This is a genomic window from Saccharospirillum sp. HFRX-2, from assembly GCF_043196805.1.
In the GTDB taxonomy this organism is placed as follows: domain Bacteria; phylum Pseudomonadota; class Gammaproteobacteria; order Pseudomonadales; family Natronospirillaceae; genus Saccharospirillum.
In genome coordinates this window covers 776,383-793,364 of sequence record NZ_JBEBMU010000001.1, presented here as the reverse complement: position 1 = coordinate 793,364, position 16,982 = coordinate 776,383, and the positions used below count along the sequence as shown (strand labels likewise).

Below are 16,982 nucleotides of genomic sequence, written 5' to 3'. Positions count from 1 at the left end.
TTACAGAAGCCGACGGGCCTTGTGACCGATCAGTGCGCCGCTTCCCAGGAATCGCCAACGCCCACATCGACGATCAAGGGCACATCCAGATGAGCGCAATGCTGCATGCGAAAACGGATGCCTGCGCACACTTCATCGAGTTCGTCCTCGGGCACTTCGAAGATCAATTCATCGTGCACCTGCATCACCATCTTGGCCTGGTATTTACCCGAGTGCAGCCAGTTGGCGACATCGACCATCGCCAGTTTGATGATGTCGGCGGCGGTGCCCTGCATCGGCGCGTTGATGGCCGTGCGTTCAGCGGCGCGGCGCAGCATCTGTTTGCCGGCGTTGATGTCGGGCAGGTACAGACGACGACCGTAGAGCGTTTCCACATAGCCGGTTTCGGCGGCCTCGGCGCGGGTTTCGTCCATATAGCGACGCACGCCGGGGTAGCGCTCGAAGTAGGTATTCACATAAGTCTGGGCGTCGGTGCGGCTGATGTTTAATTGCTTGGCGAGGCCAAAGGCCGACATGCCGTAAATCAAACCAAAGTTAATCGCCTTGGCCGAGCGGCGCTGTTCGTTGCTGACTTCATCTTCGGCGAGACCCATTACTTCGGCAGCGGTGGCGCGGTGAATGTCGCGGCCTTCGCGGAAGGCGTTGATTAAAGCCTCGTCCTGCGACAGGTGCGTCATGATGCGCAATTCAATTTGCGAGTAGTCGGCGGCGACCACCTTGCAGCCTTTGGGCGCGACAAAACCACGACGGATCGAGCGGCCTTCTTCGGTGCGCACCGGGATGTTTTGCAGGTTCGGATCGGTCGACGACAAACGGCCGGTTTGCGCGCCGGTCTGGTTATAAGACGTATGCAAACGACCGGTGCCATCTTCGACCGATTCCGGCAGCGGATCGGTGTAGGTGCCAACCAGTTTCGACAGATGCCGATACTGCAAAATCAGCGTCGGTAATTCGTAACCCTGCTGCGACAGTTCGGTCAGCACTTCTTCGTTGGTCGAGGGCGCGCCGCTGGCGGTTTTTGAGACCACCGGCAGTTCCATTTTCTGGAACAACACCTCGCCCAACTGTTTCGGCGAACCCAGATTAAATTCAGTGCCCGCCAGTTCATGACATTGCTTTTCCAACTCGGCCAGACGCTCTTTAAAATCGTGACTGAGTTTGCGGATATAGCTGGTGTCGAGCAGGGTGCCATTGTCTTCGACTTCGGCCAGCACTTTCGACAGCGGCCGTTCGATGTGTTCGTAGACGCCGGTCAACTCACGGCTGTTCAAGCCCTGATCAAGCCATTCGCCCAAACGCAACGTCAGGTCGGCGCGTTCGGCAAACCAGGGACCGATTTCCGCCGGGTCGGCACTGGCGATCGGTAACTGACGCTTGCCGAATTTACCGAGAAAATCTTCGATGGTTTTCGGCTCTTCCGCCAAATATTGCAGAAATAAATTATCCAGACTGAGCGGGCTGAAATGATTACTCAGACGGTTATCACGACGCACCGTGCTGTCGTAAACAAAAGCCATCAATAAAGTATCGCGGCCGAGGTTACTGGCCTTTAACTTACGCGGCGTCAGCACATGCCAGAAGGATTTAAAATCGTAGCCGGTTTTGCGCACCGAAAAACTGCCCAGGCGCGGCGCCAGCTTGTCCCATAAATCGCTTTCGCTGAGGGTCTCGCCCTGCTCGGCTTTCAGCGGCACATAAGCCCCGACACCGGCTTTAACGGCCAGCGCCAGACCGACCAGATCGGACTGGTGATAGTGGCCGATTTCGCGCACCGCCAGCACCGATAAATGACCGCCGTCATCGGCCTGTTTGAGGAATTTTTCCAAGTCGTCAGCGTTGCTCAGCACGCTGTAATGGGTTTCTTTCGGTGCTTCCAGACTGGGCCGGGCATCGGTTTTTTTGGCGCTACTGCCGGACGCGGTTTTCTGCGCCGCTTTGGCAGCGGCCGGGTCTTCGCTTTCGCCGGTTAATTCACGAATCCAGGTTTTGAATTCGAACTGCCGATAGAGCGCCAACAGCGCTTCGTTATCCGGATCGGCTGGGGCCAGTGCATCGAGCGTGATGTCGAGCTCGACGTCCAGTTTGATGGTCGCCAGATCGTAACTGAGGTAGGCCATCTCGCGATGTTCTTCGAGCTTCTTCGCCATCGTCTTGGCGCCGCGAAAATCGAGTTCGGCGATCTTGTCGAGGTTGGCGTAAATATCATCCAAACCACCCAGACCCTGAATCAGCGCCAAGGCAGTTTTCTGACCCACGCCCGGTACGCCGGGAATGTTGTCGACCTTGTCGCCCATCAAGGCCAGATAATCGATCATCAGTTCCGGCGGGAAACCGTATTTGTTTTCCACGCCGGGAATGTCCAGCGTTTCGTTCTTCATGGTGTCGATCAGGGTGACGTGCTCGCTGACCAACTGCGCCATGTCTTTATCGCCGGTGCTGACAATGCACTCCAGGCGTTTTTCGGTGGCTTCGCGCGCCAGGGTGCCGATGACATCGTCGGCTTCCACGCCGCTGATCGACAACAGCGGCAAACCCAGCGCCCGTACCAGGGTATGAATGGGTTCAATCTGCTCCCTCAGCTCTTCCGGCATCGGCGGCCGGTTGGCCTTGTACTGCTCGTACATCTCGTTACGGAAGGTAGGGCCTTTGGCGTCGAAAACGACGGCGATACAGCTGTCCGGATACTGATCGACCAGGCGCCGCAACATGGAGATCACGCCTTTGATGGCGCCAGTCTGGCGACCTTCAGAGTTGGTCAGCGGTGGCAGCGCATGGAAGGCGCGGAACAAATAAGAAGAGCCATCCACCAGCACCACGGGCCCGGTTTTGTTGTCAGCCATAGCAGCAAATTCCTTGATTAGACCGGCGGGCATGTTAACACGCACGGCCGGACCTGACGCCCTCGATAAAGCAGATGATGCTTTCAAGTCTGGGCCGCGCGCGCTGGGCCGTTTATACTCGCGGTCCCATTCCAGCCGACGGTACGGTATGTCCGTTTTTACCGAGCTGACACGCTCCGATGTTGAAACCCTGCTCGACCAATACACTCTGGGTCGCTACAGCGATCATCAGGGCATTTCGGCGGGCACGGAAAACACCAATTACTTTATCGATACCAACTTGTCGCGCTTTGTGCTGACCATTTTTGAGAAACTGCAGGCTGATGAACTGCCGTTTTTTCTGTCGCTCGGTGAACACCTGCACGACGACGACTGCGCCGTACCGCAACCTTTCCGCACCGCCGAAGGCGAGCTGCTGACGTTGTTAAAAGGCAAGCCGGCGGTGATGTTCGAACGCGTCATCGGCCAGCATCATCGCGCCAGCCCGAAACACGCTCAAACGCTGGCGCGCGCCCTGGCCAATATTCACGTCAGCACGGCTAAATTCAGCGGCCAGCGTATTCATAGCCACAATGCGGATTGGATTCATCACCAGGCCAGCCAGTTGGCGGCGGGTTTCGACAGCGCCGACCAGGCTCTGCTGAATGACGCCTTGCGCACTGTCGATCAGGTGCCAACCACGCTGCCGCGCGGTGTGATTCACGCCGATCTGTTCCACGACAACGCCCTGTTCGACGGCGATGAACTGGCCGGCATTATCGATTGGTATTTCGCCGGTATCGATCATTACGCACTGGATATCGCCGTCTGCCTGATCGATTGGTGCCTCGATGCCAACGCCCAATTAGACTGGCAACAAAGTCTCGCCTTTGTGCAGGCTTATCATCAGCAACGACCGCTGCAGCGCGACGAAATAGCCGCCCTGCCCACATTGGTGGTGCAAGCTGCGACTCGCTTCTGGCTGAGTCGCGCGCTGGCCTTTGATGAGCACGCCGACCCCAGTCAGATCACCATCAAAGACCCGAACGCCATGAAAATTCTCGCCCGCCAGGCACTGCAAGAACGCGCAAAATTCGGCGAGATGCTGTTGCAAGAGCTAGACTAAAGGACCGGGCGATCCAAACATCGCCATCCATGCAGTACGCTCACAGGAAGACTGAATGCAACGTGCCACACTAAACGCCTCTGTTACTCCCAAAGGCAGCCTGGAAGTGCTGTCGCAACGTGAAGTCCACAAGCTTAAATCGGTCGAATTCGGCCACTACGAATTGTTCCGTCGCTGCGCCCTGGCCATTTTGAATACCGGCTCAGACAGCGACAACGCCAAAACCATTCTGGAAACCTATCCGGATTTTTCCATCGAGATCGTGCAGCAGGACAGAGGCATCCGCCTTAACCTGAATAACGCCCCGGCCGATGCTTTTGTCGATGGTGAAATGATCGCCTCGACCCGCGAAATGCTGTTCTCGGCGCTGCGCGATATCGTCTATACGCAAAGCGAAATCGAAAGCAAACGCCTCGATCACGACAGCGGCGAAGGCGTCACCGATTACGTCTTTCACCTGCTGCGCAACGCCCGCGTGCTGGTGCCCGCCCAGGAGCCACGCATGGTGGTGTGCTGGGGTGGTCATTCCATTGGCCATGAAGAATACGAATACACCAAGGATGTTGGTCACGAGTTAGGCCTGCGCGGCATGGACATCTGCACCGGTTGCGGTCCGGGTGCGATGAAAGGCCCGATGAAAGGCGCCACCATTGCCCACGCTAAACAACGCATTCGTCATGCCCGTTACCTCGGCTTAACCGAGCCGGGCATCATTGCCGCCGAAGCGCCCAACCCTATCGTCAATGAACTGGTGATCCTGCCGGACATCGAAAAACGTCTGGAAGCTTTTGTCCGCGTCGGTCACGGCATCGTGATTTTCCCCGGCGGTGCCGGCACGGCTGAAGAGTTGCTCTATCTGCTCGGCATTCTGCTACACCCGGAAAATGCCGACTTGCCATTTCCGCTGGTGCTCAGTGGCCCGAAATCGGCCGAGCCTTATTTCCAGCAATTGAACGACTTTATTGGCCGCACCCTGGGCGATGCCGCTCAGCGGCGCTACAAGATCATTATCGGTGATCCGGCTGAGGCGGCGCGTGAAATGGCGCAAGGCATTGCCGAGGTACAGGCGTTCCGCCGCTCGCACACCGACGCCTATCACTTCAACTGGCAGCTGCATATCGATCTGGAATATCAGCGTCCGTTCGAACCGACGCACGCCAATATGGCCAAACTGGATTTGCGCAAAGACATACCGGTGCATCTGCTGGCCGCTAATTTGCGCCGGGCCTTCAGTGGCATCGTCGCTGGCAACGTTAAAGAACAGGGCATTCGACTGATTGAAGAACTGGGCCCTTATGATTTACACGGCGATGCCGACATTCTGGAACCCTTGGATGATTTGCTCGAAGCCTTTGTCCGCCAGCAACGCATGAAACTGCCGGGCAGCGAATACGTACCCTGCTATCGGGTGCGTCGCTGAGAGCGCAACTCTGGTGACCCCAGTGCGACCGCTTGATTGTTTTGCCAACCACCGTCTGCTCTACAGTGTGGGCCTGTTGCTGGTGCTATTGTTCGACCAGATTCAGGCCGATGAGCACGCCCCGCCGCTGTCGTGGCAGGGCGAGGATCGGTTATGGCTGGACGGTTATCTGGAAGTCGCTGTGCAGCCGCCGGGTCAGCTGCCTCTGGCCGATGACTGGCTGGCGCACCAGGACCTGGAAGCGTCGCGTTTTACCGGTCAGGATGTGCGCCTGCACTTTCGCGCTCAGTTGCACAACGCCACCGATGAGGCGACATCGCTGTGGCTGCATATCGATGAGTCGACGCTCGATACCATCAGCTTGAACATCGGTGGCAACCAGCACTGGCACACCGGCGATCACCAGCCCTTTGACTCCCGCCCCATCGCCCACACCAGCTATTTGTTTCCCGTTCTGCTGCAGGCGGGCGAAACCCGGACGCTGAGCGGTTGGATTGAAAGCCGGCAGATCCGCCTGCCGATCTCGCTATGGCGCCCCGATGCCTATCTGCACTGGGCGGAAAAACGCACCATCCGCAACGGCGTGTTCTTCGCCACCGTCATTGTCCTGGCCAGTCTGTGCCTGGTGACTTACGGCGCAACTCAGTTGCCTGCTTATTTAGCCTTCGGCCTGTTCAATATCGCAGCGATGCTGTTTTTCCTGCAGGTGTTTGGTTATGGCTTTCAGTATCTGTGGCCCAACACCATTGAGATTAACCGCATCGCCGGGCCAATAACGACCTACCTGCTGGCGCTCAGTTTCGGCTGGATGGCGCCGACCATGCTCAGCGGACGCCATCACCGGCCACGCTTGTCGGGCGTTATTAAAGGCTTACTCGCGGTGTTAGTGGCCGGTGGTCTGGTGTTGGCCTTGCTCGGCCAGCGCACCTGGCTGATGCAGTTCGCCATCTATTGGCTGTTCGTCATCCTGGCGCTGATTGTCGCCATGCTGGTGTTTGAAGTGCGTGGCGGTTCGCGCCGGGCCCGGCTGTTCGCGCTGATCTGGTCGCCGATGCTGGTCTCGGCCTTGCTGCTGTTACTCGCCTGGCTCGATTGGATCGACTATACCGACGCTCTGATCACCCTCTGTCTGGCTGGCCTGGGCCTGACCTGTCTGGGCTTCTTCGTGCTGCTCGGTTTTCAATTACGCTATTCCATACTGCGGCGCCAGCGCCTGGAGCAGGAATCGCTGGAGCTGAAAACGGCCCAGGCGGATCGGCTGGCACAGGAGGTGGAAGAGCGCACTCAGCAGTTGGCAGAGAGCAATCGTCGGCTGCGCCAGATGGCCTTGACGGATCCGCTGACCGGCCTGCCCAATCGCCGCCAGCTGGACGATTTCGGCGAACTGCATCATCGCCTGGCGCGGCTGACTCAGGCGCAATTGCATGCTGCTATTTTCGATCTGGATCACTTTAAACAGGTCAACGACACCCACGGCCATCCGATCGGTGATCTGTTTTTGCAGGCAGTGGCGCGCTGTCTGGAAGCGCAGTTGCTGAGTAAGGATCACGATCAACGGCTGGTAGCCAGGCTCGGTGGGGAAGAGTTCGCTTTGCTTTGCTACGGCCTCGACGACGAGCAACTGCCGCCCATGCTCGAAGCGGTGCGCGAAGCGGTCAGTCAGTTACGCCTGGATGAAGCGCCGCAGGTGCAACTGACGCTCAGCATCGGCTGGGCCAGCGGTCAGGCCGATCAGCCATTAACGCAGATTTTCCGGCGCGCCGACCAGGCGCTGTATCGCGCCAAAGACGCCGGTCGTAACCGGGTGGAAGCGGGCGATTCCTAGCACCGAATAGCGGTATTTTCAGTCCCGTTGTGGGTTGCGCAAAAACGCCAGTGTACGCTGCCAGGCCAAGTCTGCTGCGGCCGGCTGATAGGCATCCGGGCGCGACGGTTCGGCGAACCAGTGGCCGGTTTGCGGATAACAATGCAGCAGCAAAGGCCGCTCTGCAGCCGCCAAAGCGGCTTGCCAGGCATCGACTTCAGCGTCGCTGGCAAAGGGATCGGATTGCGCCATATGCGCCAGATATCGGGCCCGCGCCGAGCCGTAATCGTCCGGCCGGGCGGCGTAATAACTGACCACCGAATGCAGCCGGTCGGCGTGGTTGATCGACAGTCCCAAGGCCAGAAAAGCCCCCAACGAAAAACCCACAGCGGCGACACCGCTATGCTGCTCGCCGGTCTGCTCGGCCAGCCAGTCGGCGGCGGTAACCAGAGTCAGGCTGGCCTGAGTATGATCCAGCGCATCACTGGTAGCCTCGGCCGCTTCGATACTGGTCACCACCTGCCCCTGATACAGATCGGGCGCAAAGGCGTTAAAGCCGGCCTGCGCCAGGGCATTGCAGTAGCGACGGACATCGTCGTTCAAGCCCCACCAGGCGTGTAATACCAACACGCCGGGCGCGTCACCCGAGGCGCTAAAGGCGGTGTAACCATCCGGTTGTGAACTCATGCGAAAAGCCTCCTGCGGCTGACTCAGTGACCTGGTGCCACTCTATACTACACCGCGTCCGACGCCATCTTCAGGCATAACCACCGGCGCGATAATCCGGGTATTGCCAGTGAAAACCGCTGTCCGCCAGGCGGTCCGAACGCAATTGTTTGCCACCACCGACCGGCGGCACCTCGGTTACCGGCGGCAATCCTTCCGATTCACGCAGGTAATTGAGCACCTCGAACAGCGGCGTCGGCTGGCGATCGCTGACCAGATAGCAGTCTTGCGGCTGCGCAACATCCAGGGCCAGATGCACCAGCGCCGCAGCGGCATCTTCGATATGAATGCGGTTGGTCCAGTGGTTGCGCGCCGGTGGCTGGCTGTCAGCCTTGCGCGCCTGGCGTCGCAACCAGTCGCGCCCCGGACCATAGATGCCACTGAGCCGCGCAACGATGGTCGGCACCGGCAAGTCCGCCAGCCGCTGTTCCATTTCCAGCAGCGTCTCACCGGCCCAGCCCGACGGTTCCGGCACGCTGTTTTCATCCAGAACCTCGCCATTATCGACGCCATACACCCGGCTCGAGCTGACCACCAGAACCCGCTGCGGCGGTTGCTGCCAGCTCTCCAGACTCTGCGCCAGGCGCTTGATCGGCTCGACATAGGCACGCTGGTATCCAGCCGGGGTGCGTTCACCGGCCGACAGCGCGACGATGACGCTAGCGGCCGAGACGTCCGGCCAGTCATTTTGCGCCAGATCGACAGAACGTTGTTCAAAGCCCAGTTCCGGCTCCGCAGCACGCCGGCGCAGACCGACTACCTGCTGGTCACGTTCGAGCAAACATCGGGCGACGCGGCGGTTCAGATCGCCCACACCGGCCAGAAGATGGTGCGCTGTCATATCATTATCCACTTGTATTAAAAACCGATTTTCGATAGCTTACGCCTTAATAGCCTGAGCGCTATTTAAACGGCATTCAAGCCTATTCTATTCAATCCTGATTTCGTTAAACCCGCCGACCCCCGGCCGGCCCGCATCGGACAACCCTGCCATGACTTTGACCGAACTGCGTTACATCGTTGCCCTGGCCCAGGAACGGCATTTTGGCAAAGCGGCCGAGCGCTGCTTTGTTGCGCAACCGACCTTAAGTGTCGCCATCAAAAAGCTCGAAGATCGCCTCGGCGTCGCCATCTTTGAACGCGGCAAGAGCGGCGTTCAGGTCACGCCCATCGGCCAGCGCATCGTCGAACAGGCGCAGCGCGTGCTCGAAGAAAGCCACAAGATTGAAGACCTGGCGCACGCCGGTAAAAACCAGCTGTCCAGCCCGCTGAAACTGGGTGTCATCTATACCGTTGGTCCTTACCTGCTGCCGCACATTATTCCGCAACTGCGTCAACTGGCGCCGGATATGCCGCTGGAAATCGAAGAAAATTTCACCGGCACTTTACGGCAGCGACTGCGCGATGGTTTGCTCGACGCCATCATCATCGCCCTGCCGTTCAAAGAACCGGATGTGCTGACCAAGCCGATGTTCGATGAAGACTTCGAAGTGCTGCTGCCGGCCGATCATCCGCTGACCAAAGAAAAAGCCATTCCAGCCGAGCGGCTGATCACCGAACCGCTGTTACTGCTCGGCGAAGGCCACTGCTTCCGCGACAATATTTTCACCGCCTGCCCGAACATCGCTTCGGCCTCGCGCGACCCCAAAGGCCACGTCCGCACCATGGCCGATGGCAGCTCGCTGGAAACGCTGCGGCACATGGTGGCATCCAATCTGGGGCTGACCATTTTGCCGCAATCGGCCACCGGTTCAGCCTTGTACAACGACAAGCAGGTTGCGGTACGCCCCTTCGCTGGCAAAGCACCACGACGCACCATCGCTTTGGCCTGGCGCGCCAGCTTCCCGCGGCCGAAGGCGATCGATCTGCTGGAAACCTGCATCCGTCAGTGCAAGACACCTGAGGCCGCCTGAGCGCGGCCAGGCTCCCTCGATGCAACTCGACCAACCCCTCGAAAAACTCAGCGGTATCGGCCCCAAACTGGCGGAAAAATGCCAGAACCTGGGGCTGAACAGCGTCGGCGATCTGCTGTTTCATCTGCCCTATAAATATCAGGATCGCACTCGCATCACGCCCATCGGCCGACTGCGTTTTGGCATGGCTGTGGTGATTGAAGGCGAGGTGCGCGGCACTCAGGTGGTGTTCGGCCGGCGCCGCTCGCTGATCTGCCGGATTCAGGATGGCACCGGCCTGCTCAGCCTGCGGCTGTTCCACTTCAGCAAAGCCCAGCAAAACCGCCTACGCGCCGGCACCCGCATTCGCTGCTACGGCGAAGTGCGCCAGGGTTCCACTGGCCTGGAGATGATGCACCCGGAATACGAGGTGCGCGATGAAGGCGACTTCCCGCCGCTCGATAACGCCCTGACGCCGCTCTACCCAAGCACCGATGGCCTCAACCAAAACCGCTTACGCGCGCTGGTCGGCCAGGCCATCGATGCGCTTAAACAACAGGGCGGCCTGCCCGAATGGCTGCCGCCGGACTGGCTGAGTCACTGGCAATTACCCTCGCTCACCGAGGCACTGCTGACCTTGCATCACCCACAAGCCGACAGCGATACCGAAGCGTTGCTCTCCGGCCAGCACCCGGCGCAACAACGGCTGGCGCTGGAAGAGTTGCTGGCACACCACCTCAGCCTGATGCAGATGCGCCAGCGCACTCAGGCCGAAGGCGCGACGCCACTGCCGCCCAGCCAGCAACTGGTCAGCGGCTTGCTGAAACAACTGCCGTTCACCTTGACCGGTGCCCAGCAACGCGTACTCGCCGACATTCAAACCGATCTGGCCAGCAACAAACCCATGCTGCGGCTGGTGCAGGGCGATGTTGGTTCGGGCAAAACGCTGGTGGCCGTGCTGGCTGCGCTGCAGGCGATCGAAGCCGGGCATCAGGCCGCCATGATGGCACCAACCGAACTGCTCGCCGAGCAGCACTTTCGCACCCTCAGTGCCTGGCTCGAACCGCTCGGTCTGAGCTGCGGTTTGCTGACCGGTAAACTGGGCAAACGCCAGCGTGGCGAAGTGCTCGACGATCTGGCCAGCGGTCGGGTGCAACTGGCAGTCGGTACCCACGCCTTGTTTCAGGAAGCGGTGCAGTATCAGCGGCTGGGCCTGGTGATCATCGACGAACAACATCGCTTTGGCGTGCATCAACGGCTGGCGCTGAAGGAAAAAGCGGTGCACGGCCTGCCGCATCAATTAACCATGACCGCCACGCCCATTCCGCGCACCCTGGCGATGACCGCTTACGCCGACCTCGATGTCTCCATCATCGACGAACTGCCGCCGGGCCGGACGCCGGTCACCACCACGGTGATCAGCCAGGAACGGCGCGATGCCGTAGTGCGTCGCGTCGATGCGGCCTGTGGCGACGGCCGTCAGGTGTACTGGGTGTGTACGCTGATCGAGGAGTCGGAAGAGCTGCAGGCCGAAGCCGCCGAAGCCACCGCCGACGCCTTGCAGCGTGCGCTGTCCAGCCGCCGCGTCGGCCTGTTGCATGGCCGTATGAAGCCGGCGGAAAAGAACCGCATCATGCAGGCGTTTAAAGATCAGCAGCTGGATATTCTGGTCGCCACCACGGTGATCGAAGTCGGTGTCGATGTGCCCAATGCCTCGGTGATGATCATCGAAAACCCGGAGCGCTTGGGCCTGGCGCAACTGCATCAGTTACGCGGCCGGGTCGGCCGCGGCACCGTCGACAGTCATTGTCTGCTGCTGTTCGGCTCGCCGTTGTCGGCCCAGGGTCAGCAACGCCTGGAAGTGATGCGTTCGACCAGCGACGGCTTTCGCATCGCCGAAGAAGACCTTAAACTGCGCGGCCCCGGCGAGGTGCTCGGCACCCGTCAGACCGGCGCGCTGGAATTTCGCGTTGCCGATCTGGAGCGCGACCGCCATTGGCTCGAGGTTATTCCTGAGCTTGCCAAACGCTTGACGGCAGAATACCCATCCCACGTCGAACCTTTGGTGCAGCGCTGGCTCTGGGGTGCCGACCGCTACGCCCAAGTGTGACCAAATCGGCTTTTTCAGCGCCGCATCATTTTTTACTCAGCTTCAAGGTTGCGGAACCACCAAACGGCTACCATATTTGTGGGCTGTTGATCACGGATGACAAAAAGGAAGCATTCCATGCAGAAAGTCATGGCAGAAGCACAGCTTGCCGACCTGCCCTTTCTGGTAAAACAACACCTTCGCAAACACGGTATTCAGCCTGAGACCGGACCAACTGGCGTCAAAGACATGCGCGCAGAAGTAACCCTTTTGAGAGATACCTTTGGCCTGGTCCAGGTATTTTTTCGCTCCGATACGTTACTGGATCTGGAAAAAATTCAGCGCCAGACCGGTCGCAAACTCGAACCGCTGGCCACCACTGATATCGATCGTATAAAAGCCAAGTTATCGGTGAGTACTCTACCGGCGTTCGATGATCTGGTGGACGCCGAAACGCTGATCGATAAACGCCTGTTTAACGCCGAAAATTTTTTCGTGCACTCAGGCAACAGCGATAAATTGATTCGGGTCCGCAGCGGCGCTGAACTGAAACACAAAGACAGCACCCGTATTTTTGATCTGTGCGTCGACCTGCCCGCTGCCTTGCCGGACACCGATGATCTGGGCGTGTTCGCGCACGATCAGGTGGAGATCGATCGCGCTGTCACCAGTTTCACCGCGCTGCGCATTCGCCAGCGATTGTCTGAAACGCTGGAAATTCCACCGCTGTCAGAAACCGCCCAGTCGATTATTCGCTTACGCGCCGACCCCGATGCCGACATCACCAAACTCAGCCGCATCGTCGAAAAAGACCCCAGCCTGGCAGCTCAGGTGGTCAGTTGGGCGAGTTCTTCCTATTACGCTGCGCCCGGCTCGATCAAGTCGGTGCAGGACGCCATCGTGCGGGTGCTCGGTTACGATCTGGTGATGAACCTGGCGCTCGGTCTGGCGCTGGGGAAAACGCTGGAAATGCCCGACGACCAGCCTGAAGGTTTTTCGTCTTATTGGACGCGGGCGGTGTTTGTAGCCGCCGCCTGTGGTTCGCTGCTGGCAAAAATCCCGCGCGAATTCCGGCCTGGCTTTGGTCTGGTTTACCTCACCGGCCTGCTGCACAACTTCGGTTACCTGATTCTGGCGCACGCCTTCCGGCCGCACTTTTCCGCCACCTGCCGGATGATGGAAAGCAACCGTCATCTGCCGCACCAGCATATTGAACAGCACCTGCTGGGCATCACCGGCGATCAGATTGCCGCAGCCTTATTGCACTACTGGAAAATGCCCAATGAGGTGTGCCTGGGGATTCGTTATCAGATTGAGCCGCACTATCAGGGCGCACACGCCGATCACGCCCAACTGGTCTATCTGGCCAACCATCTGCTGCAAAAACACGGTCTGTTACCCGGCGCCGCCCAGGAATTCGACCCGGCGGTCTACGACTACCTGCACCTGACCCCCGAAGACGCCGAAGAGGCGATCCAGGAAATCCGCGAGGCGCGCGATCAGTTGGCGATTATTGTGCAGGGATTGGAAAGCTGAGCCGATGGCTCAGCTTTGGGGAGACGCTTAACGGGAGACGGGAGACGCCAGTTAGGTTTTCCGCTAACAAGCGTCTCCCGTCAGGATCTGGCTTACGCCAGATCCGCCAACAATGCCTTCAACAACTCCCAGAACGGTTCCACCGTGGCGATCTCCAAACGCTCGACCGGGCTGTGGGCGCCGAGGATGGTCGGGCCGAAGGACACCATGTCCAATTCCGGTTTTTTACTCTTCAGAATGCCGCATTCCAGACCGGCGTGAATCGCCTTTAATTGCGGTTCGCGGTCCAGCTGTTTGGTTGCCAGAGCGCGGGTTCGCGCCACCAGATCACTGCCAAAATCCGGGTTCCAGCCGGGGTAATCCAGAATCACCTGCGGCACCATGCCGAAGGTTTCAAACAGCGCTTCCAGATGTTGTTTCAGCGGCCGGGCTTCGTCGGCGTTGAAAAAGCGCAGGCTGGTTTGCACTTTGAATTCATCTTCACGCAGCGACACCGTGGCCAGGTTAACGCTTAAATCCACCAGATCAGCTGGCTGATTCAGGTTATAACGCTGGGCGCCGTGCGGCATGACGCTGATCAGGTTCAGCAAGGTGCGGGTATCGGCACTGGAGGCGACCAGAGGTTCATCGATTTCGACCGGTTCCAGGCTCCATTGCAGGCCATGATCGCTGGCCGGCAAAAAGCTCAGCCAGCGTTCGCGGGCGGCATCGGCCAGGCGTTGCCAGTCATCGAGTTGGTCGGTATTCAAAAACAGATCGGCCGAGGCTTCGCGGGCGATGACATTGTGCGCCACGCCGCCACGCATCCGGCTCAGTTGCCAGTCCAACTCAGCGGCGTCTTTAAGCAGTTCGGCCAGGAGTTTGTTGGCGTTGCCCAGTTGCTGATGAATCTGGATGCCGGAATGGCCTCCGGTCAGCCCTTTCAGGTGCAAGCGGTAACTGACCAGACCCGGACGCGGCCGTTTCATCATCACCTGCCGACCGGCGGCATAGCCATAACCACCGGCGCAGCCGATGTAGATTTCCGGCCATTCTTCGGTATCGAGGTTAATCAGGCGGGTGCCTTTCAGTAAGTCGGCATCCAGGCCAAGAGCACCGTGCAAGCCGGTTTCTTCTTCGGTGGTAAACAGCAGCTCCAGCGCCGGGTGCACGACGCTGGCATCGGTCATCACCGCCAAAGCGGCAGCTGCGCCGAGGCCGTTATCCGCGCCCAGCGTTGTACGATCGGCTTTCAGCCAGCCGTCTTCGACCTGCAGCGTCAGCGGATCGTTCTCGAAATCGTGTTCTTTGTCGCCGGTTTTCACCGTCACCATATCGAGGTGATTTTGAATCACCACCGTCGGTGCGGCTTCGTGGCCCGGTGACGCGGGCACATAAACCACCAGATTGCCGGCAGCATCGCCGGCGTGCTCAAAACCGTGTTGTTCGGCCAGAGAGACAATATGCGCGCGAATCGCTTCTTCGCGGCCGGACGGACGGGGAATCTGGGTAATGGCGTAGAAATGACGCCAGAGGTGTTCAGGCTGAGTCGGATAATGCTCGGGAATCATGGTCATACCGGTTGTTGAATTGGGATGAAACGCTGATGGCCCCGGCTTTCCCTGCCCGTGGCTGCAAAGGCTCCGTAGCTTACTCATCCGCGGCGGAAATGACCACTTTGGCAACGCAGCGAACCACAATAACGCGGATGCAAATCATTTTCGCTGTGTCACAAAAAGAGTACACTGCGCCGCCTATTTTGACGGCCGACTCGTCCATGCAGTTATTGGCAATCGTATTCCGACACTTCCGTCTGGCGTTCAGCGCCATCCTCTTGCTGAACCTGCTCAGCGCCGCTCTGGGCGTTGCCGTTATCGCCTTTATCAACACCCGCCTGATCGACCACCCCGAACCCAGCCTGTGGTTGCTGCCGCAATTTCTGCTGCTGATTCTGGTGCTGATGGCAGTGACTCTGGCGTCGCAATGGACGCTGACGCGCCTGGGTCATCACTTCGTTTACGACTTTCGCGGCCAGTTGGTTAAACGCATTCTCGATACCTCTGTGTTGCAACTCGACCGCCTCGGCAGCCCGAAACTCATCGCCAGCCTGTCGTCCGATATTCGCGCCATTACGCTCGCTTTTGTGCGCCTGCCGGAACTGTTTCAGGGCGTGGTGCTGACGCTCGCCGCCTCGGCCTATCTGTTCTATCTGTCGCCACCGCTGCTGCTGGCCGCTGCCGCCTGGATAGCGCTGACCATCATCACCGGCAGTTGGCTGGTGGCGCGTGTTTATCGTCATCTGGAAGCGGTGCGGCACAGCGAAGACCGACTGTTTCAGGACTTCGAAACCCTGGTGCTCGGGCGCAAAGAATTACGCCTCAACCGGCATCGGGCGCACCGTCATTACAGCGATGATTACGACAACAACGCGCGCGACTACCGCGACCACGTCATCAGCGCCGACACCTTTCATCTGAGCGCGGTGAACTGGTCGAACATCATGATGCTCGCCGCCATCGGCTGGGTGTTCTTTCTCGCCAACAGCCTGGGTTGGGCCAACACCACCGTCGCTGCGACCTTCTCACTGACGCTGCTGTATCTGCGCACACCGCTGCTGCAAGCGGTCGGCGCCTTTCCGACCTTGCTCAGCGCTCAGGTTGCCTTTAACAAAATCGACAGCCTGACGCTGGCCGAATATCGCGAATCGTTCGACCTGGACGCCCGCTCAAAAACCGATTGGCAGCGCATTGAATTCGACCAGGTGCGTTTCGACTATTCAGCCGACACGTCAGCCGAAAACAACAGCCGCAGTTTTACCGTCGGCCCACTGAACCTGCATATCGAACGCGGCGAAACGCTTTTTATCATCGGCGGTAACGGCAGTGGTAAATCGACGCTGGCGATGCTGATCACCGGCCTCTACCAGCCCGCCGCTGGCACCATCCGGCTCGATGATGAGGTTATCGACGACAGCAACCGCGCGGCTTACCGACACCACTTTGCCTCGGTCTTTACCGACTTCCATCTGTTCCACCGCCTGACCGGCAAAGACGATGCCGCCGCCGATGAAGCGCAGGTCGAAGAATGGCTGCGCCGCCTGGAAATCGACCATAAAGTCACGCTTAACAACCATCGCTTCGATCATCTGAAGCTGTCACAAGGCCAGAAAAAACGCCTGGCACTGATGCTGGCGCTGGCCGAACAACGCTCGGTGTTGCTGCTCGATGAATGGGCCGCCGACCAGGACCCGCAATTCCGTCGCACTTTTTATCGCGACATCCTGCCGCAGCTGAAACGTGAGGGCATTACCGTCATCGCCATCAGCCACGACAATCAGTATTTCGACCAGGCCGACCGTCTGATTCGTATGCAGCACGGCCAGGCCGAAGAATTGACCGGCCGCCAACGCGACGATGCGCACCAGGATGTGATTCGCGAGCTGTAACGCCTGTAGTCACTGATTGACACCTCGCTGCACAAAAAAACAGACAGCAGCGATGCGCTTCGCTATACTCCGCGCCCCTTTGCCCCCGGCCCGACGAAACGTCACAGCGCCAGGGGTTGGTAAGGAGCCCGTTAGTCGATCCCGCT

11 protein-coding genes are annotated in these 16,982 nt (G+C 59.1%); 7 read left to right on the top strand and 4 right to left on the bottom strand.

Annotation, left to right across the window (positions count from 1 at the left end; all coding sequences use genetic code 11):
* Window positions 1–29: 29 nt before the first annotated feature.
* Window positions 30–2,840, bottom strand: a complete 2,811-nt coding sequence (gene polA / locus ABMA60_RS03890) for a DNA polymerase I (protein WP_392798989.1) — start codon at window positions 2,838–2,840, stop codon at window positions 30–32.
* A 148-nt stretch (window positions 2,841–2,988) separates the two neighbouring features.
* Here polA and ABMA60_RS03885 point away from each other — a divergent pair, with 148 nt between their 5' ends.
* Genes ABMA60_RS03885 through ABMA60_RS03875 form a run of 3 tightly spaced genes read left to right on the top strand, consistent with a single transcriptional unit; the run spans window position 2,989 to window position 7,190 of the window.
* A complete protein-coding gene (locus ABMA60_RS03885; protein ID WP_392798986.1) occupies window positions 2,989–3,945 on the top strand; it encodes a homoserine kinase in 957 nt (318 codons plus the stop codon).
* 55 nt (window positions 3,946–4,000) lie between these two features.
* Window positions 4,001–5,365: a nucleotide 5'-monophosphate nucleosidase PpnN gene (gene ppnN, locus ABMA60_RS03880; RefSeq protein WP_392798983.1), complete on the top strand. Its 1,365-nt coding sequence runs from the start codon at window positions 4,001–4,003 to the stop codon at window positions 5,363–5,365.
* A gap of 22 nt (window positions 5,366–5,387) precedes the next feature.
* Window positions 5,388–7,190: a diguanylate cyclase gene (locus tag ABMA60_RS03875; RefSeq protein ID WP_392798979.1), complete on the top strand. Its 1,803-nt coding sequence runs from the start codon at window positions 5,388–5,390 to the stop codon at window positions 7,188–7,190.
* Window positions 7,191–7,208: 18 nt separating this feature from the next.
* Here ABMA60_RS03875 and ABMA60_RS03870 read toward each other — a convergent pair whose 3' ends face one another.
* Entirely contained in the window at window positions 7,209–7,856 is a 648-nt protein-coding gene (locus ABMA60_RS03870; RefSeq protein WP_392798976.1) for a dienelactone hydrolase family protein, read from the bottom strand.
* 70 nt (window positions 7,857–7,926) lie between these two features.
* Entirely contained in the window at window positions 7,927–8,736 is an 810-nt protein-coding gene (locus ABMA60_RS03865; RefSeq protein WP_392798973.1) for a hypothetical protein, read from the bottom strand.
* A gap of 151 nt (window positions 8,737–8,887) precedes the next feature.
* Here ABMA60_RS03865 and ABMA60_RS03860 point away from each other — a divergent pair, with 151 nt between their 5' ends.
* The 3 genes from ABMA60_RS03860 to ABMA60_RS03850 all read left to right on the top strand — a co-directional run bounded on the left by ABMA60_RS03860 (window position 8,888) and on the right by ABMA60_RS03850 (window position 13,412).
* On the top strand, window positions 8,888–9,808 hold the full coding sequence (locus tag ABMA60_RS03860) for a hydrogen peroxide-inducible genes activator (RefSeq protein ID WP_392798970.1): 921 nt from the start codon (window positions 8,888–8,890) through the stop codon (window positions 9,806–9,808).
* Entirely contained in the window at window positions 9,795–11,897 is a 2,103-nt protein-coding gene (gene recG / locus ABMA60_RS03855) for an ATP-dependent DNA helicase RecG (RefSeq protein WP_392800406.1), read from the top strand. Before ABMA60_RS03860 ends, recG begins: the two co-directional genes overlap by 14 nt.
* Before the next feature lie 117 nt (window positions 11,898–12,014).
* Window positions 12,015–13,412, top strand: a complete 1,398-nt coding sequence (locus ABMA60_RS03850) for an HDOD domain-containing protein (protein WP_392798967.1) — start codon at window positions 12,015–12,017, stop codon at window positions 13,410–13,412.
* Window positions 13,413–13,504: 92 nt separating this feature from the next.
* Here the strand turns inward: ABMA60_RS03850 and pepD are convergent, their stop codons facing one another.
* Entirely contained in the window at window positions 13,505–14,968 is a 1,464-nt protein-coding gene (gene pepD, locus ABMA60_RS03845) for a beta-Ala-His dipeptidase (protein WP_392798964.1), read from the bottom strand.
* A 200-nt stretch (window positions 14,969–15,168) separates the two neighbouring features.
* Here pepD and ABMA60_RS03840 point away from each other — a divergent pair, with 200 nt between their 5' ends.
* A complete protein-coding gene (locus ABMA60_RS03840) occupies window positions 15,169–16,836 on the top strand; it encodes a multidrug ABC transporter permease/ATP-binding protein (RefSeq protein ID WP_392798961.1) in 1,668 nt (555 codons plus the stop codon).
* Window positions 16,837–16,982: the final 146 nt, after the last annotated feature.

Excerpts from the sequence above, each read along its gene's own strand:
- pepD (WP_392798964.1), bottom strand. The coding sequence starts at position 14,968 with ATGACCATGATTCCCGAGCATTATCCGACTCAGCCTGAACACCTCTGG.
- polA (WP_392798989.1), bottom strand. The coding sequence starts at position 2,840 with ATGGCTGACAACAAAACCGGGCCCGTGGTGCTGGTGGATGGCTCTTCT.
- ABMA60_RS03885 (WP_392798986.1), top strand. The coding sequence starts at position 2,989 with ATGTCCGTTTTTACCGAGCTGACACGCTCCGATGTTGAAACCCTGCTC.
- ABMA60_RS03860 (WP_392798970.1), top strand. The coding sequence starts at position 8,888 with ATGACTTTGACCGAACTGCGTTACATCGTTGCCCTGGCCCAGGAACGG.
- ppnN (WP_392798983.1), top strand. The coding sequence starts at position 4,001 with ATGCAACGTGCCACACTAAACGCCTCTGTTACTCCCAAAGGCAGCCTG.
- ABMA60_RS03840 (WP_392798961.1), top strand. The coding sequence starts at position 15,169 with ATGCAGTTATTGGCAATCGTATTCCGACACTTCCGTCTGGCGTTCAGC.
- ABMA60_RS03850 (WP_392798967.1), top strand. The coding sequence starts at position 12,015 with ATGCAGAAAGTCATGGCAGAAGCACAGCTTGCCGACCTGCCCTTTCTG.
- ABMA60_RS03870 (WP_392798976.1), bottom strand. The coding sequence starts at position 7,856 with ATGAGTTCACAACCGGATGGTTACACCGCCTTTAGCGCCTCGGGTGAC.
- ABMA60_RS03865 (WP_392798973.1), bottom strand. The coding sequence starts at position 8,736 with ATGACAGCGCACCATCTTCTGGCCGGTGTGGGCGATCTGAACCGCCGC.